General features: G+C 69.1%; 18 protein-coding genes and 1 tRNA gene. 12 read left to right on the forward strand and 7 right to left on the reverse strand.

Annotated features, from left to right (window positions below; all coding sequences use genetic code 11):
- Positions 1-2 precede the first annotated feature (2 nt).
- The 4 genes from IEY73_RS15365 (at position 3) to IEY73_RS15380 (ending at position 6,261) form a co-directional block, all read left to right on the forward strand.
- Entirely contained in the window at positions 3-884 is an 882-nt protein-coding gene (locus tag IEY73_RS15365; protein WP_189079887.1) for a hydroxymethylglutaryl-CoA lyase, read from the forward strand.
- Positions 885-1,002: 118 nt separating this feature from the next.
- Complete coding sequence (locus tag IEY73_RS15370) at positions 1,003-2,532, forward strand: acyl-CoA carboxylase subunit beta (RefSeq protein ID WP_189079888.1); 1,530 nt, start codon at positions 1,003-1,005, stop codon at positions 2,530-2,532.
- 14 nt (positions 2,533-2,546) lie between these two features.
- Complete coding sequence (locus tag IEY73_RS15375) at positions 2,547-3,704, forward strand: acyl-CoA dehydrogenase family protein (protein ID WP_189079889.1); 1,158 nt, start codon at positions 2,547-2,549, stop codon at positions 3,702-3,704.
- 94 nt (positions 3,705-3,798) lie between these two features.
- Positions 3,799-6,261, forward strand: a complete 2,463-nt coding sequence (locus tag IEY73_RS15380) for an ATP-binding protein (RefSeq protein WP_189079890.1) — start codon at positions 3,799-3,801, stop codon at positions 6,259-6,261.
- Positions 6,262-6,581: 320 nt separating this feature from the next.
- Here the strand turns inward: IEY73_RS15380 and IEY73_RS15385 are convergent, their stop codons facing one another.
- Complete coding sequence (locus tag IEY73_RS15385; RefSeq protein ID WP_229715859.1) at positions 6,582-7,076, reverse strand: MarR family winged helix-turn-helix transcriptional regulator; 495 nt, start codon at positions 7,074-7,076, stop codon at positions 6,582-6,584.
- 94 nt (positions 7,077-7,170) lie between these two features.
- Between IEY73_RS15385 and IEY73_RS15390 the strand changes: the two genes are divergently transcribed.
- A complete protein-coding gene (locus IEY73_RS15390) occupies positions 7,171-7,749 on the forward strand; it encodes a YceI family protein (RefSeq protein ID WP_189079892.1) in 579 nt (192 codons plus the stop codon).
- 130 nt (positions 7,750-7,879) lie between these two features.
- Positions 7,880-9,358 carry a glutamate-cysteine ligase family protein gene (locus IEY73_RS15395; protein WP_189079893.1) on the forward strand — a complete coding sequence of 493 codons (1,479 nt, stop codon included), beginning with the start codon at positions 7,880-7,882 and terminating at the stop codon, positions 9,356-9,358.
- A 30-nt stretch (positions 9,359-9,388) separates the two neighbouring features.
- Here the strand turns inward: IEY73_RS15395 and IEY73_RS15400 are convergent, their stop codons facing one another.
- A complete protein-coding gene (locus tag IEY73_RS15400; protein ID WP_189079894.1) occupies positions 9,389-11,149 on the reverse strand; it encodes a DUF2339 domain-containing protein in 1,761 nt (586 codons plus the stop codon).
- A gap of 148 nt (positions 11,150-11,297) precedes the next feature.
- On the opposite strand from IEY73_RS15400, the gene IEY73_RS15405 reads away from it, so the two are divergent.
- Entirely contained in the window at positions 11,298-12,134 is an 837-nt protein-coding gene (locus IEY73_RS15405; protein WP_189079895.1) for a PASTA domain-containing protein, read from the forward strand.
- Between the two features lie 28 nt (positions 12,135-12,162).
- Here IEY73_RS15405 and IEY73_RS15410 read toward each other — a convergent pair whose 3' ends face one another.
- On the reverse strand, positions 12,163-12,462 hold the full coding sequence (locus IEY73_RS15410) for a hypothetical protein (protein WP_189079896.1): 300 nt from the start codon (positions 12,460-12,462) through the stop codon (positions 12,163-12,165).
- A 734-nt stretch (positions 12,463-13,196) separates the two neighbouring features.
- Between IEY73_RS15410 and IEY73_RS15415 the strand changes: the two genes are divergently transcribed.
- Together IEY73_RS15415 and IEY73_RS15420 are read left to right on the forward strand one after the other, a co-directional pair.
- A complete protein-coding gene (locus IEY73_RS15415; protein ID WP_373292797.1) occupies positions 13,197-13,463 on the forward strand; it encodes a DUF397 domain-containing protein in 267 nt (88 codons plus the stop codon).
- Positions 13,464-13,609: 146 nt separating this feature from the next.
- Positions 13,610-14,059: a hypothetical protein gene (locus tag IEY73_RS15420; RefSeq protein ID WP_189079897.1), complete on the forward strand. Its 450-nt coding sequence runs from the start codon at positions 13,610-13,612 to the stop codon at positions 14,057-14,059.
- Positions 14,060-14,079: 20 nt separating this feature from the next.
- Here the strand turns inward: IEY73_RS15420 and IEY73_RS15425 are convergent, their stop codons facing one another.
- The 4 genes from IEY73_RS15425 to IEY73_RS15440 all read right to left on the reverse strand — a co-directional run bounded on the left by IEY73_RS15425 (position 14,080) and on the right by IEY73_RS15440 (position 17,345).
- Positions 14,080-14,658 (reverse strand): hypothetical protein, encoded by a 579-nt coding sequence (locus tag IEY73_RS15425; protein ID WP_229715860.1) that lies wholly within the window; start codon positions 14,656-14,658, stop codon positions 14,080-14,082.
- A 223-nt stretch (positions 14,659-14,881) separates the two neighbouring features.
- Entirely contained in the window at positions 14,882-15,688 is an 807-nt protein-coding gene (locus tag IEY73_RS15430) for a WecB/TagA/CpsF family glycosyltransferase (protein ID WP_189079899.1), read from the reverse strand.
- Between the two features lie 7 nt (positions 15,689-15,695).
- Positions 15,696-16,775 carry an NAD-dependent epimerase/dehydratase family protein gene (locus IEY73_RS15435; RefSeq protein ID WP_189079900.1) on the reverse strand — a complete coding sequence of 360 codons (1,080 nt, stop codon included), beginning with the start codon at positions 16,773-16,775 and terminating at the stop codon, positions 15,696-15,698.
- Between the two features lie 487 nt (positions 16,776-17,262).
- Positions 17,263-17,345: transfer RNA gene (locus IEY73_RS15440), tRNA-Leu, on the reverse strand.
- A gap of 256 nt (positions 17,346-17,601) precedes the next feature.
- Here IEY73_RS15440 and IEY73_RS15445 point away from each other — a divergent pair.
- From IEY73_RS15445 to IEY73_RS15455, 3 genes are read left to right on the forward strand one after another with little or no spacing between them, the layout of a single operon-like run.
- Positions 17,602-18,390 (forward strand): FHA domain-containing protein, encoded by a 789-nt coding sequence (locus IEY73_RS15445; RefSeq protein WP_189079901.1) that lies wholly within the window; start codon positions 17,602-17,604, stop codon positions 18,388-18,390.
- A 5-nt stretch (positions 18,391-18,395) separates the two neighbouring features.
- Positions 18,396-18,881: an FHA domain-containing protein FhaB/FipA gene (locus IEY73_RS15450; RefSeq protein WP_189079902.1), complete on the forward strand. Its 486-nt coding sequence runs from the start codon at positions 18,396-18,398 to the stop codon at positions 18,879-18,881.
- Entirely contained in the window at positions 18,878-20,338 is a 1,461-nt protein-coding gene (locus tag IEY73_RS15455; protein WP_189079903.1) for a PP2C family protein-serine/threonine phosphatase, read from the forward strand. The genes IEY73_RS15450 and IEY73_RS15455 overlap by 4 nt, the downstream gene beginning before the upstream one ends.
- Positions 20,339-20,380 lie beyond the last annotated feature (42 nt).

Here is a 20,380-nt window from a genome sequence, read left to right on the forward strand (position 1 = left end):
CCATGACGAGTGCGGTCTCGATCCGCGAGGTCGCCCCCCGGGACGGCCTGCAGAACGAAGCCCCGATCCCGACCGACGCGAAGATCGCGCTGATCGACGCGTTGAGCGGGACCGGAGTGGGGCGGATCGAGGCCGTCTCGTTCGTGCATCCGCGGGCCATTCCCCAGATGGCCGACGCGGACGAGGTGTGGGCCGGGATGACCCGCAACCCCGACGTGCGTTACTCGGCGCTGGTGCCGAACACGCGCGGCGCGGAGCGTGCCCGGCGTGCCGGATTCCGTGAGATCGAGGTCGTCGTGTCGGCCAGCGACACGCACAACCGGCGCAACCTGAACCGGTCCACGGCGGATTCGCTGGACGACATCGCCGCGCTGATCCCCCTGGTCCACGAGGCCGGGGCGACGGTGGAGGTCATCGTCGCGACCAGTTTCGGCTGTCCCTTCGAGGGGGACGTCGACCCGTCGGATGTCGCCTCCCTGGTGGAGCGGGTGCGCGCGGACGGGGCGGACCGCATCGCGTTCGGCGACACCACCGGGATGGCAACCCCGCGGCGCGTGCGTGACCTGCTGGCCGAGGTGCGCCCGGATCTGCTGCATTTCCACGACACCCGAGGGACCGGGCTGGCCAACGTGCTGACCGCCCTGGACCTGGGCATCACCGAATTCGACGCCAGCGTCGGAGGCATCGGTGGCTGCCCGTACGCGCCGGGGGCGGCCGGCAACATTGCCACCGAGGAACTCGTGCACATGCTGCACGACATGGGCATCGCCACCGGTATCGATCTGGACAAGCTGATCACGGTGGCGGAGATGGCCGAGAAGGTGATCGGCCGCACGCTCGCGTCCGGCGTGCTCCGCGCCGGACCCCGCACCAGGTTGGTGTGAGTCCGGCTCCGTGGCGCCGCCAGCTCGGCAAACGGGCCTGTGATGCTCCCCCGTTCTCGTTGTGTGGCCCCAAACGATGGGCTACATTAACGATCGTTCAGTTCCGATAGGGGGTCCTGTGTCGCTCGACAACGGCGGATCGCTGGAAAGCACCCGCAAGCGCGTGATCAGCGGGGGCGCGGAGCGTTACCACGCGGCCAACGCCGCGAAGGGGAAGATGTTCGCCCGCGAGCGGATCGCATCGCTTGTCGATGAGGGTTCCTTCGTCGAGGACGGGCTCTTCGCCAACAGCCTGGCCGACGGCCTCCCGGCCGACGGAGTGATCACCGGTGCCGCCCGCATCGCCGGTCGCGACGTCTGCCTGATGGCGAACGACTCCACCGTGAAGGCCGGGTCCTGGGGTGCCCGTACGGTCGAAAAGATCATCCGGATCATCGAGCGGGCCTATGCCACAGGCGTCCCGATGATCTACCTCGTCGATTCGGCGGGTGCCCGGATCACCGACCAGGTCGACCTTTTCCCCGGTCGGCGCGGGGCCGGCAAGATCTTCCACACCCAGGTCCGTGCCTCGGGCTCGGTGCCTCAGATCTGCGCCCTGTTCGGCCCGTCGGCCGCGGGTGGCGCATACATCCCGGCGTTCTGCGACGTGGTCGCGATGGTCGACGGCAACGCGAGCATGTACCTCGGCTCGGACCGCATGGTCGAGATGGTGACCGGCGAGAAGACCACGCTGGAGGCCATGGGGGGCGCCCGGGTGCACTGCGCCGAGTCGGGGGTCGGGCACTTCCTGTGCAAGTCCGAGGCGCAAGCGCTGGACGTGGTCCGTCAGTACCTGTCGTACGTACCGCAGAACTGGCGGGAAGCGCCCCCGCAGACGGCCGCCGCCGAACCGGCCGAGATCGACCTCGCTGCCCTGGTTCCGGCGAACGAACGGCAGGCGTTCGACATGCGCCGCTACATCCGCGGCATCGTCGACGAGGGCACCTTCTTCGAGATCCAGGCGCTGTGGGCCAAGGAGCTGACCGTTGGCTTCGCGCGTCTGAACGGCAGGCCGATCGGTGTGGTCGGCAATAATTCGCTCTTCAAGGGCGGGGTCCTGTTCGTCGACTCGGCGGACAAGGCGACCCGGTTTGTGCAGCTCTGCGACGCGTTCAACCTGCCGCTGCTCTTCCTCTCCGACGTGCCGGGGTTCATGGTCGGCTCGGCGGTGGAAAAGCAGGGCATCATCCGGCACGGCGCCAAGATGATCTCCGCGGTGTCGGAGGCCACGGTGCCCAAGATCTGCGTCGTCGTGCGCAAGGCGTACGGGGCGGGTCTGTACGCCATGGCCGGGCCCGGCTTCGAGCCCGATGCCACGCTGGCGTTGCCCACCGCGAAGATCGCCGTGATGGGTGCGGAGGCCGCGATCAACGCCGTGTACGCCAACAAGATCGCTGCGCTGGAGCCGGACGAACGAGACGCGTTCGTGGCACAGCGCCGAGCCGAGTACGAGAGCGACATCGACGTGTTGCGGCTCGCCAGCGAACTCGTCGTCGACACCGTCGTCGAGCCGGCCGCCCTGCGCGGTGAGCTCGTCCGCCGGTTCGCCGCGGCCCGCGGCAAGGAACGCGACTTCTCCCGGCGCCGGCACGGCGTCACGCCCGTCTGACAGGAGCACAAACGATGGTCGACTTCCGTCTCAGCGAGGAGCAGGAGGCGCTGCGTGCGAGCGTCCGGGACTTCGCTCGCGAGCAGATCGCGCCCGTGATCGCCGAGCACTACGACAAGCACACCTTCCCGTACGACGTGGTGCGGCAGATGGGCAAGATGGGGCTTTTTGGTCTGCCGTTCCCGGAGCGCTGGGGCGGCATGGACGGCGACTATTTCGTGCTTTGCCTGGTGCTCGAAGAGCTGGCCAGGGTGGACAGCTCAGTGGCCGCCACGCTGGAGGCGGCGGTGTCCCTGGGTGCCATGCCGCTTTTTCGGTACGGCACGCCGGCACAGCAGGAGCGCTGGCTTCCCGCGCTGGTCAGCGGTGAGGCGCTGGCCGGCTTCGGGCTCACCGAGCCGGGCGCGGGGTCGGACGCCGGGGGGATCACCACGCGAGCGGTCTACGACGACGCCCGTGACGAATGGGTGATCAACGGAGCCAAGGCGTTCATCACCAATTCCGGCACCGACATCACCACCCTGGTCACGGTCATGGCGGTCACCGGCGTCGGCGCGGACGGCGCCAAGGAGCTGTCCACCATCATCGTGCCCTCCGGCACGCCGGGTTTCACCGTCGCGCCGGGATACTCCAAGGTCGGCTGGTGTGCTTCGGACACACATGAACTGGCCTTCGACGACGTGCGGGTGCCCGGCGACAATCTGCTCGGAGCGCGCGGGCGCGGCCTCGCCCAGTTCCTCCGGATCCTGGACGAGGGACGCATCGCTATCGCGGCGCTGGCGACGGGACTCGCTCAGGGATGCGTGGACGAGTCGGTCACCTATGCCGCCCAACGGTCCGCGTTCGGCCGGAACATCGGGGCTTACCAGGCGATTCAGTTCATGATCGCGGACATGGAGTTGCGGGCGCACACGGCTCGGCTGGCGTATTACGACGCCGCGGCGCGGATGCTCGAAGGAACCGACTTCAAGCGGCACGCCGCACTCGCCAAACTGCACGCCGGCAACGCGGCGATGGACAACGCCCGCGCCGCGACCCAGGTGCACGGTGGGTATGGGTTCATGAACGAGTCGGCGGTGGGCCGGTTCTACCGCGACGCCAAGATCCTGGAAGTCGGTGAGGGGACGTCCGAGGTCCAGCGCCTGATCGTGGCACGCGACCTCGGCCTCTGATCTTGTGTAGGAATTCCGACTCGTTACCGTCGCATCCGCGACAACCGCCCCGCTGAACTCGGCAAACATCGACATTGTTGCCTACTTTCGAGCCATGTCGTCTGATCACGGGTCTGACTCCAGCGTTGGTCCGGGATTCGACGTCGCGCTACGCAGTCACCGGCTGCGGGCAAAGCTGACTCAGGAGGAGCTGGCCGTCCGCGCGGGTGTGGGGGTTCGCACGGTGCGCGACCTCGAACGCGGCCGGGCCTCACGCCCGCAGCGCAGCACCGTCGAGTTGCTCGCCGCTGCGCTGAGCCTGAGCGGTCCGGACCGGGCGGACTTCCTCGCCGCGGCGCGCCGAGGGCATCGCGCGACCAGTACGGTCTTCCCGGCGCCTCCGCCGGCTGAGACCGCGGTCGGCACACCACTGCCGGCCGCCACCGATCTCATCGGCCGCGACGAGGACGTCGCTGACCTCTCCGCTCGGCTGAACGCGCCCCTTCCGGCCGCGGCGCGGGTGATCACGCTGGTGGGCCTGGCCGGAGTAGGCAAGAGCGCGTTGACGCTGGTGGTGGCGCATCGCATCGCCCCGGCGCACCCCGGCGGCGTGGCGGGGGTGGTCGTCACCGAGGGGTCCACCGCGGGTGAGATCCTCGGCGCGATCGCGGCGGTGTTCGGCGCCGGTCGTGCCGAGGACCTGTCGGCGCGGCTCGACGGACGGTCCGCGGTGATCATTCTGGATGCCGTGGAACGCGCCCCGGACGCGAGCGCCGAGGCGGCTTCGTGGCTGCTCGATCACGTGGCCACGCTCCGTTTTCTGTCCGCCGGGCGGCACCCGATCGGACTGCCCTCAGAGCGTGTCTGGCCGCTGGGCCCGTTGCCGGTGCCGCCGGACGATCCGCCGCCGAGCCTGAAGGACGCCGTCGAATATCCGGCGGTGGCGTTGTTCGTCGACCGCTTGGCACGGGTACGCCGTGCCCCGGTCGAGGACGACGAGGTGCTGCCGCTGTCGCGGCTCGTTCGTCGGCTCGGGGGCCTGCCGCTGGCGATCGAGTTGGCCGCCGCGCGGGGCCGAGTGCTGACGCTGCCCGAGATGCTCGATCGTTACGGCGACCGGGTGCTCGACCTGTCCGGTGGTCCGGGTGATGCGGTGGTCTCCGTGCGGGACGCGGTGTCGGCCAGCTACGTCCTGTTGCGGCCGGCGGAACAGTTCGCCGTCCGCCGCCTGGCCATGCTGCGCTACCGCTGGTCGCTCGCCATGGCCGAGCAGATGATCGGTCCGGGCGTGGACGTGGTGCCGTTGCTCGACCGCCTCCTGGAACTGGGGCTGCTGGGCGTGCGCGGCAACCGCGCGCTGCGTTTCCGGCTGGTCGACGTGGTGCGGGACTTCGCCACCGAGCGTGCCGCGGCCGAGGGTGACCTGACCGCGGGCCGCCGTCGGCACGCCGAAGTGATGGCGGATCTCGCGCAACGCATCGCGCCCGGCCTGGCCGGCGCGCGGTTCTCCGACGCGGCGACCCGGCTGGACGACTCGGCGGGCGATCTGGGTTCGGCGCTGGCGTTCGCCGCGGGCGAGGATCCGCACATCGCGTTGCGCATCGCGGCGTCGCTGCCGCGCTGGTGGCGGCTGCGCGGCCGGGACGTGACCGGGCGGCAGTGGCTGCATCGACTGCTGGATGATCCCCGCACCGCGGATGCTGACCCGGCGGTGCGTGCCTGGGCGAGGGTCGGCCTCGCCCAACTGGCGTTGGAACACGGCGCCGGTGCCGAGGAGATCGAGTCGGTCACCGCGGCCCTGGCGGAGTTCACCCGGCTCGGCGTGATCTCCGGCCAGCTCACGGCGCACAACCAGCTCGCTGCGCTGTGGGTGACCATGGCCCGGCATGACGAGGCCCGACGCCATGGCGCGGCGGCGCTGGAGCTGGCCCGCAGAAACGGCCGGATCAGGGACATCGCGGTGGCGCAGAACAATCTGACATGGCACGAGATACGCGTGGGCGATCTGGGGGCGGCCGGTGATCGCCTGGCCGAGGTGGATCGGTTGGCGGCCCGTGCCGGGGAAAGCCGGCTCCGGGCCGTGGCGATGGCGAATCTGGCCGAGGTGGCGCGGCTGGACGGCCGGCTGGCCGAGGCGGAACGCCTGGGCCGCCGGGCCGCGGCGGCGTTGCAGGGCATCGGCGATCCGAATCATCGCCGGCGTGTGCTGGCCACCGTCGGACTCGCGCTGGCCGAGGCGGATCGCCTCGACGCGGCGGCGGCGGTGCTCGGCGAACTGCGACCGGCGGCCGACTCGGGCACGCCAGCGGACGGCCCGGCCGCGGTGCTCGACGGCACCATCGCCCGCAGCCGTGGAGACTGGGCCAGGGCCGTGGCGAGCTTCGCCCGCGCGGCGGACGCCTATCGCGGCAGGCATGATCCGCGGGATGTGGTGGTGGCACTGGTCGGCCTGGTGGCCAGCACGGTCGATGCCTCCGCACGTCAGGTCGCGGTGCGTCGCCTGGAGGAGTTCTGCGCGGCGACGGAGATCAGTCTGCTGCCCCGGGAACAAGCCGCGGTCCGTGGCCGGCGAGATTGAGAGCCGGTGGGTCGGGGAACGGGGCGTCGGCGTGGGCAGCCGACGCTGATTCCCCCCACGCGCCGGCCACCACAACGCCCCATCAGTACACGGCGTGACCGTGGCCTCTCCGGTGCCGGCTTTGCCCGTCTCCCCGGTGAACGGACAATCTCGGTGCACACGCACCGCCGGAAGCGGACCGCCGCAGTCGCGCCGCATCCCCCTGCGTGATCACCCTAGCCGCGTACGTGTGGTGATTAGCGGCAAAAGCGCCCTTGGTCCCGCGACCGAACTGGTTCTGCCGGTATTTCTGCCGGTAGCCGTCATCCGGGACAGGCGCCTCACTGCGGTGGAAGATGCACCTCGTCGTCGGTGGTGCCGGCGGTGGCGCACGGGTTGACCGCATCGCGGATCGCGCGCAGCGATGCCATCAGGCCGGTGAACTGATCGGCGGAGAGCGGCTCGATGAGCCACTGCTGAATGAGCTCCAAGTGCTCCGGCAGCACGTCGTCCAGCCGGGCCTTCCCCGGCTCGGTGACCACGGCGTACGACGATCGACGGTCGCTGGGGCATGCCTCCCGGCGGATCAGGTCGTCGCGCTCCATCCGGTCCACCACCCGGGTCACGCCGGACGTGGACAGCGAGGTCTGCGCGGCGAGGTCGGTCATGCGCAGCCGGCAACCCGGTGACCGGGCCAGTCGCATCAGCACCTCGAACTCGACCGGAGAGAGATGGTGCTCCTCAAGCTGCGCGGCGAAGCGATTCATCATGCCGGTGTAGGCCTCGGTGAACAGTCCGGCCGCGGTGAAGCGGTGGTCACTCAGATCGGTTCGCACCCGACAAGCATAACAGGCTATTGACTTGAGGAATATTGCTGGAGATATAGTTGCTCCGTCAGATAATATTTCGGGCGTCCTCAGGAGGGCAGTCATGACCGACACCGCCGCCAACAGCCGAGACTTCGAGGGTCTGCAGATCCCGGTCCCCGGCACCTATCTGCTGGACTCCGCCCACAAGCGCGTGGGTTTCGTCGCCCGGCATCTCATGGTGAGCAAGGTGCGCGGCGAGTTCGCCGAGGCGACGGCCACCGTCACCATCGCCGAGGATCCGTTGCAGTCCGCGGTGACCGCCGAGATCCAGACCGCCAGTGTGCACACCGGTCAGAAGGACCGGGACAACCACCTGCGCACCGGAGACTTCTTCGAGGCGGAGAAGTACCCGACCATGGTCTATCGCAGCACCGGCATCAAGTCCCACTCGGAGGCGGAGTTCGTGCTCGACGGCGAGCTCACCATCAAGGACGTCACCAAGCCGGTCGAGCTGCTGGTGGAGTTCGAGGGCGTCGGTCGCAGCCCGTATGGTTTCGATGTCTTCGGCTTCAGTGCCACCGCGGAGATCGACCGCGAGGAGTGGGGCCTGACGTACAACATGGCCCTGGAGTCCGGCGGCGTGATGATCGGTAAGAAGGTCAAGATCGAGATCGAGGGTGAGGCCATCCGCCAGGCCTGATCGCGACACCCTGCCCTCCCGGCGGCTCCTCTTGCAGGCGGTAATGCTTCGGTAGCGCTACGTCGATTCCGATGGCAAGGTGAATCGGGCGCCATGCGTGTTCGTGCCACCTACCGTGCCGGGAGGGCAGATGGGCAAGGCACTCTTCGAGGCAGTCGCCACCAGTGGGGACCGCAGTCGTTACCGCGAAAAGGTGCATCGCTGCCTCGACGTCCTCGCGAGCATGTTGAATGACGCCGGGTTCACCGAAGTCCGCTGGATGACCGGGCTGGAAATCGAGATCAACCTCATGGACGCGGCAGCCGAACCGGCCATGCGCAACACCGAGATCTTGTCCAACCTGGTCGATCCCGGTTTCCAGCCCGAACTCGGCCAGTTCAACGTCGAGTACAACGCCGCGCCGCGCCTGATCCAGGGCGATGGCCTGGCCGACTATGAATGCGACATCCTGGACAGCCTGCGAGCCATCGACGACCAAGCCCGCAAGGCTGAGAGCACCATCGTCCTGATCGGATCCCTGCCCACCCTGACGGCCGATCACCTGGTGCTGGCCAACCTCTCTCCCCACGAGCGGTACCGCGCGCTGAACGACGAGATCGTCGGTGCCCGGGGCGAACTGCTCACCGTCGACATCCGTGGCGTCGAACGGCTGCGCGCCGCCAACGACTCGATCGCCACCGAGGCGGCATGCACCAGCGCCCAGTTCCATCTCCAGGTGCCGGCGGACCGATTCGCCGCGTACTGGAACGCCTCCCAGGCCATCGCTGCGGTCCAGGTGGCGCTCGGTGCCAACTCGCCCTTCCTGTTCGGCCGACACCTCTGGGCGGAGACCAGAGTCGCGTTGTTCCAGCAGGCCACCGACACCCGCCCGGAAGAATTGAGGGCGCAGGGGGTTCGGCCCCGCGTGTGGTTCGGGGAACGCTGGATCACGTCGGTCTTCGACCTCTTCGAGGAGAACGTGCGCTATTTCCCGCCGCTGCTGCCGGTCCTCGGCGACGAGGATCCCGCGCGGGTGCTCCGCGACGGTGGCGTGCCGCACCTGGCCGAGCTGCGGCTGCACAACGGGACCGTCTATCGCTGGAACCGGCCGGTGTACGACGTCATGGAGGGCGTGCCGCACCTGCGGGTCGAGAACCGGGTGTTGCCGTCCGGACCGACCGTGGCGGACATGCTGGCGAACGCGGCCTTCTACTTCGGGCTATGCCGGCGGTTGGCCGAGCAGGACCGGCCCGTCTGGTCGCAGTTGCCCTTCGGCACCGCCGAGGACAATTTCCTGGGCGCGGCCCGCCACGGTATCGAAGCGACGGTGGTCTGGCCGCGGCTGGGCGAAATCGGGGTCACCGACCTGGTGTTGTCCACCCTGCTGCCGCTGGCGCACGAGGGTTTGGACCGGTTCGGCGTCGCCCCGGCACATCGCGACCGGCTACTCGGCATCATCGAGCAGCGCTGCCGCACGCGGCGTAACGGTGCGTGGTGGCAGGCGGCCTCGATGCGGCGCGCGGAGCAGCGGCGTCACCTGGATCGCACGTTGGCGCTGCACGACATGCTGACGAGATACGCCGCGCTGCAGCAGAGCAACGACCCGGTGCACACCTGGCCGGTGGAATAGGCCCGTCCGGAGATCCGACGGGCACCCGGATCACTCCTCGGAGCCGACCGCCTCGTCGGTGCGGGTGCCTTCCTCGCGACGGGTCTTCCGCCGCCCACGTCCGGTGGTCGCACCGCTGCGCGAACCGGCTCCCCGCGATCCCGCCGAGGCGGGGGAGCCGTTGCGGGCCGAGCCACGCCCGCCGCCGCTCGGGCTGTCCGAGGCGGTGGCCGAGGCATCCTCGGATTCCCGCGGCGGATTGATCCGCGCGATGGGCGGCGAAGCCGGGGGCGGTGCCACGGTGCCCCGCGACGGCGTCGGCTCGGGGCGCGCGGGATCCTCCCCGGAGCGGCTGCCGGAAGCCGGTTCCGGACTGGCGAATCCGGGTGCCGTGGCGGGCTTGGGAGCAACCGGCGGCGGCGCGACGGGTTCCGGGGCGACGGGTGGCGGTTGTATCGGGCGGGGGACCGCGGGCGTGGGCACTCCATCCCGCTCGGCTGGCCGGGCCGAACCGGTCGGCACCGGGCGGGCGGCGGGCGGCGTCGGCCGGTCCGCCTCGGCCGCAGGCGCCTGGCGAGGCGCCTGCTTGCTGGGTGCGGCCTTGCTGGGTGCGGCCTTGCCGGATGACGCCTTGCTCGGGTCGGCCTTGCCGGCCCTGCGGAAGGACAGCCTTGAGGGCTTCTTGCCGTCGGCCGGGGCCGCGGTCGCCGTGGGGGCTTGATCGGCCGCGTCGTCGGTTCCGGTGCCAGCGGTTTCCGAACGACCCGTCCCGGTGACTGGGCGATCATCGGCCGGGGTGCCGGCGGGCGCGGCGGCGCCGCGTGCCGTCGGCTCGCCCTCCTGCGGGCGGGTCTCCTTCTTTCCCCGCTGGGCCTTCCGTGGCGGGACCTCCCGCGCTGCGGCGGGCGGGGCCTGCTGCGGCGGGGTCGACGGGGGTTGATTGCGGGGGCGTGCCTCCCGGGCTGCGGCCTGCCTGCCCAGCGCCACCATCAACGCCGAACCGGCGAGGCCGGCAAGCACGGCGTACGGCGCTACCAGGTATGCCGATTCGAGAGGTCCCAGCGTGCCGGTCAGCCGCGGCGACAGACCGAGGAAAGCGACCGCGACCAGCAGCGGACCGACGGCTCCCGAGGAAGCAGTGCCCAGTCCCAGCTCGCGGCGCCGCACCGCGGGCCATGCGGCGATCATGCCGACGAGCATCGCGGCCAGCAGGGTCAGCAAGCCGCTGGGCAGCGAGATCGATCCGAGCCGGGCACGTCCGTCGTCGGCGAACTGCCAGCTCGTCAAGTAGGTAGCGGAGTCCCGATGGGTGCTCAGCTCGATGACCACCGCAGCGGTGGCCAGCCCCCAGAGCCACCCCGCCGTGGTCATCAGGTTGGCCGCCACCGGGCGGGAGACGACCGCCCAGTAAGCCACCACCAGACCCATCAACACGCCAAGGATTGCGTACGCCCCAGCGATGATCTGCGGTGAGAACGTCTCCGTGGGCACGGCGTACCGGGCTGGCAAGGCGATCAGCGCAACGGTGATCAGCGCGCCGATCGCTCCGGCGAGTGCGAGAGCGAGCCGCCACAGTCCCGAGGGGCGTTCGCGGCGCATCCGCGAGGCGATCACCGAGCCGAAGACGGTGGCGCTCGCCGCGATCCATGTCGCCCAGCCGAGACTGCCGAGCCACATGCTGTCGTCGGCGGTCGCGATCGCGGGCCACTGCACCACGCCCAGGCCGTATCCCAGGCCCAGTTGAGCAGCCCCGGTGCCGGCAGCCGCGCCTGCCGCGACCGCCGCCTGTGCTGTCCACCCCTTACCGGCCATGCCGGGCACTGTAGCGGTAGGCGACGATGCCTGCGAATTGGTCGCTGCGTCGGAGGACACCACGACACGATCGCCTGACCGGCGGAGGACCGCCGAATCGGATACGTTGACCCCCAGGGCAAAGGCTGCCATGGGAAGGGATCCGGCGATGTCCGACGAGCATGATCGGCCATCGCGGCCGGACGAGACGCGCCAGTTCTCGCCGTTTGACGACGAGAACGCCGGCGACCCTTCGCGAACAGCGGCCGGCCCAGGCGGCGTCGCCGGTCGTGGCGCGCAAGAGCCGGATCGTACGCAGCAGATGGACGCCGCCGACGAGACCGCGGTGACGCCGCGACGCGGCGAGCCGGACGCCACCTCCGTCATGCCCGCCGATTCGACGACGCAGGATCCGCGCGGCGGGGCCTGGTCCGGACGCGCCGAGGTGCGCCCGCCTCGGCCGGGCGAGAGCGAGTACACGCGGACCGAGTGGGACATGCCGCCGCCGGACGAGCCCCGTGGGCACTGGTGGATGCCGATTCTGATCGGGTTCCTGGCACTTGTCGTCCTCGCCCTTCTGGGCTGGGGCATCTACCTCATCGCACAGGCGACGAGTGGCGACGAGAATCCGGGCCCGACGGCGTCGGCGACCGGGACGACGACCGAGCCCACGACCGAGGCGACCACGACGGAACCCACCACCGAGCCGACGACGCCGGAGACGACCGAGCCGACCCAGCCGGCCGAGGTGACCGTTCCCGCCCTGCGCGGGCTGTCCCGCGAAGACGCCCAGCAAGCTCTGGACGACAAGGGCCTGGCGTACCGCCTGATTTTCCGTACGGCGGACGCGCCCGCCGACACGGTGATTGACAGTGATCCGGCGGAAGGGCAGGAGGTGCCCCCGGACACCGAGGTCACGCTCGTCATTGCGGCGGAGCGGACGACACCCGCGACGACCGCCACCGCAACCCCCACCGACACCACACAGCAGCAGCCGGAGGACTGAACCCCCGAGCAGGTTCAGTGCATGAAGCTCAGCGCTTGGAGCGCAGCGCGCGCGTGGCGACGACGCCGGAGTTCAGCCCCGGCTGGCGGCCGTTGCGCGCCCGCGGGTCCGGTGCCTTGCCGACCTGCCGCAGTCCGCTCACCTGGACGAAGATCGACCGTCGCTCTACCGCGTCGCCGGCCGAGTTGAGTTCGTATCCGTCGAGCCAGATCCAGCCCTCATAGGTGGGCCAGTCGTGAACGCGGATGACGCGGAAGAGCATCGGCGACGCGAATTGGACGCTCGCTGCCTTCGTCACATGTATGACATCGCCGGACCGAGGAAGCACGCCATCTCCTGACCTGAAAAGCCTTCGCTATAGCACATTTTGCGTCGATTGCACGCAGGTCGCTATTATGCCCATCTCGTGCATATTCGAACCCTTCGGCCTAGCCGCCTGCCGAAGCGTGCCACGGTGCTCGATTCCGCCTATTCGACACACATGCCGTGTCCCAAATGGATCACTCCATGATGGACCGGGTGCCGCCGCCGATCCCCCGCGATAGGCGTCGTTATTTGGGGTAAAGGACGAGGTTCGGCGGATCTTCAAGGACGCTGAGTGATATCCGCCGTACGGAAAGGGTGCACCACAGGAGGCCGTCGATGCAAGTTGCATGTCAGTCTTTGGTGACTATTGATCATTGATGGCGCTGCCTTCGGGGGGATGTCGGCATGCTGCGCAAGGGGTGACGCTTACGTTCGGAATTTGATCCATTACCGCTGGTAGACGTCGGGATGATGACCGTGGGATGAGTCGGAATCATTCATCGGCGAATGGCCCGCAAGTATGACAAAGTGCTGCACCGGCTTGGTGGTTCCACATCGGCCTTTTGTCCAATGATGGCGGCAATGCCGCGGCACAAGCGTATTGCGGCCGAAAGGACGTCGTCGGGTGTCCTCTCGGCCGAGTGCTACCGGGCCGATCTATGTCTTATTTGTGGGCATTTGGGTTGCCTGAATGGCGGAACCGTCCGGCGGTGGGCGGTCGCCGCCGTCTCCCTGCCCGAGTGAGCGTCGTTATCGATGGAAAGCGATCTGATGCAACCCCGAAGGAGGGAGTTTGTCATGAAAGCCGAAGTCAAAGGCCTCCACGTCGATCTCAGCCGCGCCGAGTGGATCAAGAGCACCCGAGGAGCGCATGCGGCCCCGAATCCGATCGAGGTGGCGTTCGTCGGTGAGGCGATCGCGGTGCGTGACGCCAAGAATCCGGCAGGCCCGGCGCTGATCTTCACCGCCGCCGAATGGGACGCGTTCGTGGGCGGTGCGAAGGACGGAGAGTTCGACCTGTAGCCCACCCGTTTCCGCGGCGCCACCGCCGGGACGGCTCGCCGCCGGGTCCCTCCGTCGCCCCACGGGGGTCCGCCTCGTTGAACGCTCTAGCGTGGATCGGTCCGCGCCGCCGGTGAGACGGCCGCCGAACAGGCAGGGTGAGAGAGATGACGATGGGTGCCGAGGACCTGAACAGCGGCTCTGCGACGGCGCAAGATCGCTTCAGCGGTGGCGTGAGCGCCTACCGGCAAAGCCGCCGTGAAGCGTCGGATGCCGAGGGCGATCTGCTGTCACGCCACGACGGATCGGCGCTGCCGACCCGGACGCCGGGCATGTCCTCTCCGCTCTCCGCCGGACTCGATGCGACGGGTCCGCTCGACCGGGCTGCGAAACTGCCCTCCCTGGACCTGCACGGCATGACCGAGCCGGTGTTGCCCCCGGCCGGCCTGCCTGAGACGTTGAGCCTGTCCATGGCGGATCACCCGCTGCTGCGGGGCCTGCTGCTGGAGTTGCCGGCGCGTGGCACGCTGCCGTCCTCGGACTGGCTGGACCGGTGGTTCGAAGCGGCGCGCTCGATCCTTGAGCTGCTGTACGTGCAGGAGGCCAGGCGCGGCTGACGTGGCCGGAGCGGTGCGGCTCATTCGGGCCGGAAACGGCGCAACGGCGCAATGACCTTCACGGTGTAGCGGCTGTGACGCATCGCGTGACGGATGCCGATGGCCAGCACCGCCACGCCGACGGCGACGACGGCGATGGCCGCCAGGTCGCTGTCCGGCACCACGATCACGTCCGCGGCGATGGGTAGGCCGACGATCGCCGCGAGGCCGGTCACCTGCAGCGGCGCGGCGATCAGCGGATGCGCTGCGGCGGCGCGCAAGGCGGGCGGCACCGGTGCGGACGGTGCCGTTGCGAAGGCCGCGGCGGACCACCTGATCTGGGTCAGCCGATGCAACCCGGCGGTGAGGGCGATCAGACCGGGGATCGCGGCCAGCAGCACCGCCGCCGGCGCGGACGACGGGCCGGGCAGCGCCAAGGCCATGACTGGCACCGCGACGAACACCGCGGCACCCGCGCCGACCAGCAGGGACAGGATCCGTGCCCGGCGCCGGAGGTCGGCCGCGGTGCGTGTCATCGGAAGCCCGTCCGCCAGCAGTCCGGCGATGAGCCAGACGACCGCGAGCGTGCCGACGACGATGAGGTCAGCCGTGGGTTTCACATCGACAGCCTCCACCAGCGGGGCGAACGGCAGAACCGGGTATCGCCCGGAGCGCGCACCCGTAAGGGGTGGATGTGCTGCCGCTAGGTGACCGATAGCCGACAAATGGCGGCGAGCGCCCGCCAGTAAATCCGGGCAGATGCCGCGAAAACCACAATGGACGATGTCGCACATCCGCGTCGAGTACGGCAGACGTTCACGAATCGGTGCGCTCCGGCTTCGCTCACACGGCGAAGTCGGTCACCGGATCGGTGCTGGCCGGCGGTGGGGTCGCCCGCCACAGCCCGGTCTTCTGCGCGGCCAGGCGCGCCAGGTATGCCGGGTTGAGCAGGACGTACCGGCGCCACAGGCGTTTCGGTTCCAGCCCGAGCCGCCAGAGCCACTCCAACCCGTATCGCTGCATCCACGACGGCGGGTTCCGCAGCAGGCCGGCGTGGTAGTCGAACGCCGCACCCACGGCGAGCAGCGGCATGTCCAGAAGCGGACGCATCGCGTACGTGAAGACTTCCTGCCGTGGGCAGCCCAGTCCGACAAGCACGATGCGCGCCCCGGAAGCCTTGATCCGGTCCGCGATCTCGGCCGGTTCGCCGGGCCGGTCGCTGCGGAACTTCGAGGCTTCCACGCCGGCGATCTTCAGGGCCGGGAACATCTGCTCCAGGGCGGGCACCAGACGGTCCAGGGTGGGCTGCGTGGATCCGTACAGATAGACCGGCAGACCCTCGGCGGCGGCATTCTCCAGCACCCGCAGCGTGAGCGTCGGACCATAGACGCGGTCCGGCAGCCGTGCGCCGTGCAGCAGGCCCAGCGCCCAGCGCACCGGTTGCCCGTCCGGGGTGACGAGGTCGAACGCGTTGAGCCGGCCGTTGTGGGCACGGTCCTGCACGCCGGTCATCACGCCGTGCACCGCCAGGGCGGTGACCGCGTACGGTGTCCGCTCGCGGGCCGCCGTGCAGATGCGAGCGGTGGCGGCGTCGTAGTCCACCGCGTCGACCAGTACGCCGAGGACGTTGCGCTTGCCGAGATCGATCATGACTGACTCACCTGGGCGCGCCCTCTACCCACTTGTCCACGTTCGCCTCGTAAATCTCCTGAAGGATCATCGGTACGTCGTAGACCTGCTTCCAGTCCGGGTAGTCCGCCTGGAAAGCGGCGTTCGAGCCGATCCACCACTTGTGGTCGCCGACCCGGTTGTCCGCCACGTACTCGGTGATCATCTCCTTGCTGCTGATCTTCTCGGCCAGGGCAAAGGCCTCCAGGTGCGAGGAGTTGGAGAACCGGCCGCCGCCCAGGTTGTAGACCGCAGCGGACCGCGGGTTGCGGAAGAACGCCTCGAAGGCGGTCAACACGTCGTGACTGTGGATCGAGTCACGAACCATCTTGCCCTTGTATCCGAAGATCTTGTATGTGCGGCGCTCCATGTTGCAGCGCATCACGTAACCCAGGTAGCCGTGCAGCTCGGTGGCCGAGTGCGCCGGCCCGGTCAGCGTGCCGCCGCGGAACACCGCAGTCCGCATACCGAAGTAACGACCGAACTCCTGCACCATCACGTCGGCGGCCACCTTCGAGGCGCCGAACACCGAGTGCAGGCACTGGTCGATCGACATGTCCTCGGCGATGCCCTGGTAGTACGGGTGGTCCTCGGGCAGCTCCCAGCGGGTCTCCCGCTCGACGTACGGCAGGGAGTTGGGCCGGTCGCCGTACACCTTGTTGGTGGAGCAGTGGATCACCGGGGCGTCGATGCAGTGTTCTCGCACGTTCTGCAACACGTTGAGGGTGCCGACCGCGTTCACGTCGAAGTCGGTGAACGGATCTCGCACCGCCCAGTCGTGCGACGGCTGTGCCGCGGTGTGGATGACCACCGCGATGTCGGTGCCGTAGCTCGCGAAGACCTTCGCCAGCGCGTCCCGGTCGCGCAGGTCGATGCCGTGGTGGGTGTACCGGTCACCGAGGTCGGCGGTGAGTTTCCGGACGTTCCAGGCGGTCGACGCCTCGGCGCCGAAGAATTCCTGGCGCATGTCGTTGTCGATGCCGACCACGTCGAGGCCGAGCCCGGCGAAGTGCCGGACCGCCTCGGAGCCGATCAGACCTCCGGACCCGGTTACCAGGGCGACAGTCACGTACGACACTCCTGTGCTCGGGGACGCGAAACAGCCGCGAGCATAGCGCCTCGATCGTCACGCTCCGCTGTTCCCCGCACGAGGCGGCACGAACAGGGGGTACCCAGCAGTTCCGAGGAATCCCCAAGCCGAGCCGAAGGCGACCGCAGAGGAGCGCCCACAACGGGTCGAGGGGTGCCCACCGAGGGGTGGGGTGGATGCCGAAGGCGACCGCAGAGGAGTGCCCACAGCGGGTCGAGGGGTGCCCACCGAGGGGGGTGGGGTAAGGATGCCGAAGGCGACCGCAGCGGTGCGCCCACAGCGGGTCGAGGGGTGCCCACCGAGGGGGGTGGGGTAAGGATGCCGAAGGCGACCGCAGAGGAGCGCCCACAGCGGGTCGAAGGGTGCCCACCGCACCGTGGGGCCGTCCGGGGGCTCGGCCCCCGGAGCAGACATGACGAGGCCCCCAGGTCCGCGCTTTCCGCGGACAAGGGGGCCCAGGGACTCGTGGGGATGGGGGGAGTTGAACCCCCACGTCCTTTCGGACACACGGACCTGAACCGTGCGCGTCTGCCATTCCGCCACATCCCCATGTGACGAACTCGCGAAGCCGTCGAGACCACTTCGTGAGGTTGCTCCGAGACCATACCCTGAAAGCCCCGAAGCGCGTTCACTGGCTGTGACAGATTACGCTGTCCGAGTCACATCAGGAACAACCAGTCACATCGAGAGCATAGAGACCCGCGATGCGAAGGAAGACTAGCACGGCATCGTGGGCCGTAATACGAGGGTCAGAAGTGCCGGCGACTCTTCGCTACAGATGCGCAAGCGGCCGCCGGATACCATCATGTCCTCGGAACCCGAGGAGGAGCCGGTGAGCGTGCTGCAGCGCTTTGAGAAGCGGTTGGAAGGCCTGGTCGAAGGGGCCTTCGCGAAGGTGTTCAAGGGTGTCGTGCACCCTGTGGAGATCCTTAATGCCATGCAGCGGGAGGCCGAGGCGCACAAGGCCATCCTTGCTGGTGGGCGGACCCTTGTCCCGAACCGTTACGTGATCGATCTCTCTCCGTACGACCACAGCAGGCTGGCGCCGTACGCCGCCGCGCTGGCCCAGGAGCTGGCCCAGTCGCAGGCGGAGTTCATCGGCGAGCAGGCCTGGACGGTCTACGGCGACGTGATCGTGGAGATTGAGCGCGGTGACGGGCTCGACACCGGCATGTTCCGGGTCACCGCGGAGGTGTACACCGGCGGCGAGGTCGCCCCGGTGCAACAGCCGGCGTACGACTCGCAGCCGGCCTATTCGCCGTACGACCAGGGCGGCGGCGGTGGCGGCTACCAGCAGCACGGGCACAACGGCCGCAACGTCGGGCTGGTCTCCGGTGACGGGCGTACGTACCCGCTCCAGATGGGCTCCACCGTGATCGGCCGCGGTGACCAGGCGAACCTGCGCCTGCCGGACGTCGGGATCTCCCGGCGGCACGCCCGGCTGGATTACGACGGCAGCCAGGTCGTGCTGACCGATCTGGGCTCGACCAACGGCACGATGGTCAACGGCCAGCGCGTGTCGGCGGTGGCGCTCAATCCGGGCGACATGATCCAGTTGGGTACCACCACCCTGACCTTCCGAGTGGACGGCTAGTCGCCTTGCCCGAGTTCGTCCTCACCGTCGCCCGGTTCGGCTTCCTCGTCCTATTGTGGATCTTCGTGTTCACGGTGGTCGGGGTGATTCGTCGAGACCTCTTCGCCGGGCTTCGGCCCAAGAGCATCGTCGCCACCCCCCGCGGCGTGGGTGGAGCGGTGAATCAGGGTCGCCCGGCGGCGAAGGCGAAGCGCGGTAAGGCGGCGCGCCAGCTCGTGGTGACCGCCGGTCAACTGGCCGGCACGCGGATCACGCTGGGCGAGAATCAGATCACGATCGGCCGTGCGGAGGATTCCACACTGGTCATCACGGACGATTACGCCTCGGCCCGGCACGCCCGACTGGTTCCGCGAGATGGCCAGTGGTTCGTCGAGGACCTCGGCTCGACGAACGGCACCTACCTCGATCGCGGTAAGGTCTCCGGGCCCACTCCCGTCCCCCTTGGCGTGCCGATTCGCATCGGACGCACTTCTCTTGAGTTACGGCCATGACTCTGACCCTGCGCTATGCCGCACAAAGTGACCGCGGTCTGATCCGAGACGGAAACCAAGATTCCGTCTACGCCGGACCGCGGCTACTCGCTGTGGCCGACGGCATGGGTGGCATGGCTGCCGGTGACGTAGCCAGCAACATCGTCATCGCGGCCATGGCACCACTGGACGAGGACGTTCCCGGTGACGCCCTCGTCGACGCGCTGCGCCACGCCGTCGGAACCGCCAACCAGCAACTCCGCGACACCGTGGACGCCAACCCTCATCTGGAGGGCATGGGCACCACCCTGACCGCCGTGCTGTTCTCCGGCAGCAAGATCGGGATGGTGCACATCGGTGACTCTCGGGCCTACATGCTTCGGCAGGGCGAGTTCGCCCAGATCACCAAGGACGACACGTACGTGCAGATGCTGGTCGACGAGGGCCGGATCAGCCCGGAGGAGGCGAGCAGTCACCCTCAGCGCTCGCTGCTCACCCGCGCGCTGGACGGTCGCGACATCGACCCCGAGTACTCCGTCCGTCAGGTGCAGCGCGGTGACCGCTACCTGATCTGCAGCGACGGCCTGTCCGGCGTGGTCAGCGCGGACACCATCGGCGACAGCCTGCGGGAGATCACCGATCCGCAGGAATGCGTCGACCGCTTGGTCAAGCTGGCGCTGCGTGGCGGCGGGCCGGACAACATCACCGTGGTGGTGGCCGACGCCACCGACGCGGACATCGTCGAGCAGTCCCCGATCGTGGGCGGCGCGGCGGCGCGTGACCGCGGCAACAACACGGTGGCGGACGCCTCCAGTGCGGCGGCGCGGGCGGCCGCGCTGCAGTCACCGCCACGGCCGGCCCAACCGGACAGCACCACCTACGGCGGTGAGGACGCGGAGCCGAAACGGCACCCGATCCGCACCAGCCTGCTGGTTCTGGTCCTGCTTGCGCTGCTGGGCGGCGGTCTCTACACGGGCTGGCGATACACCCAGAGTCAGTACTACGTCGGCGCGACCGAGTCCGGTCAGCTAGCCATCTTCCAGGGCGTGCCCGGCCAGATCGCCGGCCTCGATCTTTCGACGGTCAGCGAGACCAGCACGGCTCGCCTGGAAGACCTCACCACGGCCGCACAGGACCGCGTCAAGCAGGGCATTCAGGCGGACAGCCGGACCGATGCGGAGAGTCGGCTCGCGGATCTGACCGACGATGCGCCGGACAACCCCAACCTGAAGCCGCTCTGTCCGACGCCGACACCGGTGCTGCCGAGCGACATCGCGTCGCTGCCGTCCTCGGTGCCGTCGGCCTCGGGGCCCACCGTTGCGCCGTCCTCGGGCGGCCCGCAGTCCTCCGCACCTTCCGTGCCTTCCTCCGCCGCACCGTCGGCGGCACAGCCCACGCCGTCCAGTTCGCCGGACGCTCAGCCTTCCGATGTCGCTCCGCCGGTGGAAGACCCGGTCGGGTGCCGCCCGGTCGATTGAGCAGCCGCTTGCCTCGTTGGGGGACTCCTTCGTGACCGCGCC

It is taken from the genome of Mangrovihabitans endophyticus (genome assembly GCF_014646155.1).
Classification (GTDB): domain Bacteria; phylum Actinomycetota; class Actinomycetes; order Mycobacteriales; family Micromonosporaceae; genus Actinoplanes; species Actinoplanes endophyticus.

Coding starts and splice junctions, on each gene's coding strand:
- IEY73_RS15365 (WP_189079887.1), top strand. CDS start 3: ATGACGAGTGCGGTCTCGATCCGCGAGGTCGCCCCCCGGGACGGCCTG.
- IEY73_RS15375 (WP_189079889.1), top strand. CDS start 2,547: ATGGTCGACTTCCGTCTCAGCGAGGAGCAGGAGGCGCTGCGTGCGAGC.
- IEY73_RS15380 (WP_189079890.1), top strand. CDS start 3,799: ATGTCGTCTGATCACGGGTCTGACTCCAGCGTTGGTCCGGGATTCGAC.
- IEY73_RS15390 (WP_189079892.1), top strand. CDS start 7,171: ATGACCGACACCGCCGCCAACAGCCGAGACTTCGAGGGTCTGCAGATC.
- IEY73_RS15395 (WP_189079893.1), top strand. CDS start 7,880: ATGGGCAAGGCACTCTTCGAGGCAGTCGCCACCAGTGGGGACCGCAGT.
- IEY73_RS15400 (WP_189079894.1), bottom strand. CDS start 11,149: ATGGCCGGTAAGGGGTGGACAGCACAGGCGGCGGTCGCGGCAGGCGCG.
- IEY73_RS15405 (WP_189079895.1), top strand. CDS start 11,298: ATGTCCGACGAGCATGATCGGCCATCGCGGCCGGACGAGACGCGCCAG.
- IEY73_RS15415 (WP_373292797.1), top strand. CDS start 13,197: ATGGAAAGCGATCTGATGCAACCCCGAAGGAGGGAGTTTGTCATGAAA.
- IEY73_RS15420 (WP_189079897.1), top strand. CDS start 13,610: ATGACGATGGGTGCCGAGGACCTGAACAGCGGCTCTGCGACGGCGCAA.
- IEY73_RS15430 (WP_189079899.1), bottom strand. CDS start 15,688: ATGATCGATCTCGGCAAGCGCAACGTCCTCGGCGTACTGGTCGACGCG.
- IEY73_RS15445 (WP_189079901.1), top strand. CDS start 17,602: ATGTCCTCGGAACCCGAGGAGGAGCCGGTGAGCGTGCTGCAGCGCTTT.
- IEY73_RS15455 (WP_189079903.1), top strand. CDS start 18,878: ATGACTCTGACCCTGCGCTATGCCGCACAAAGTGACCGCGGTCTGATC.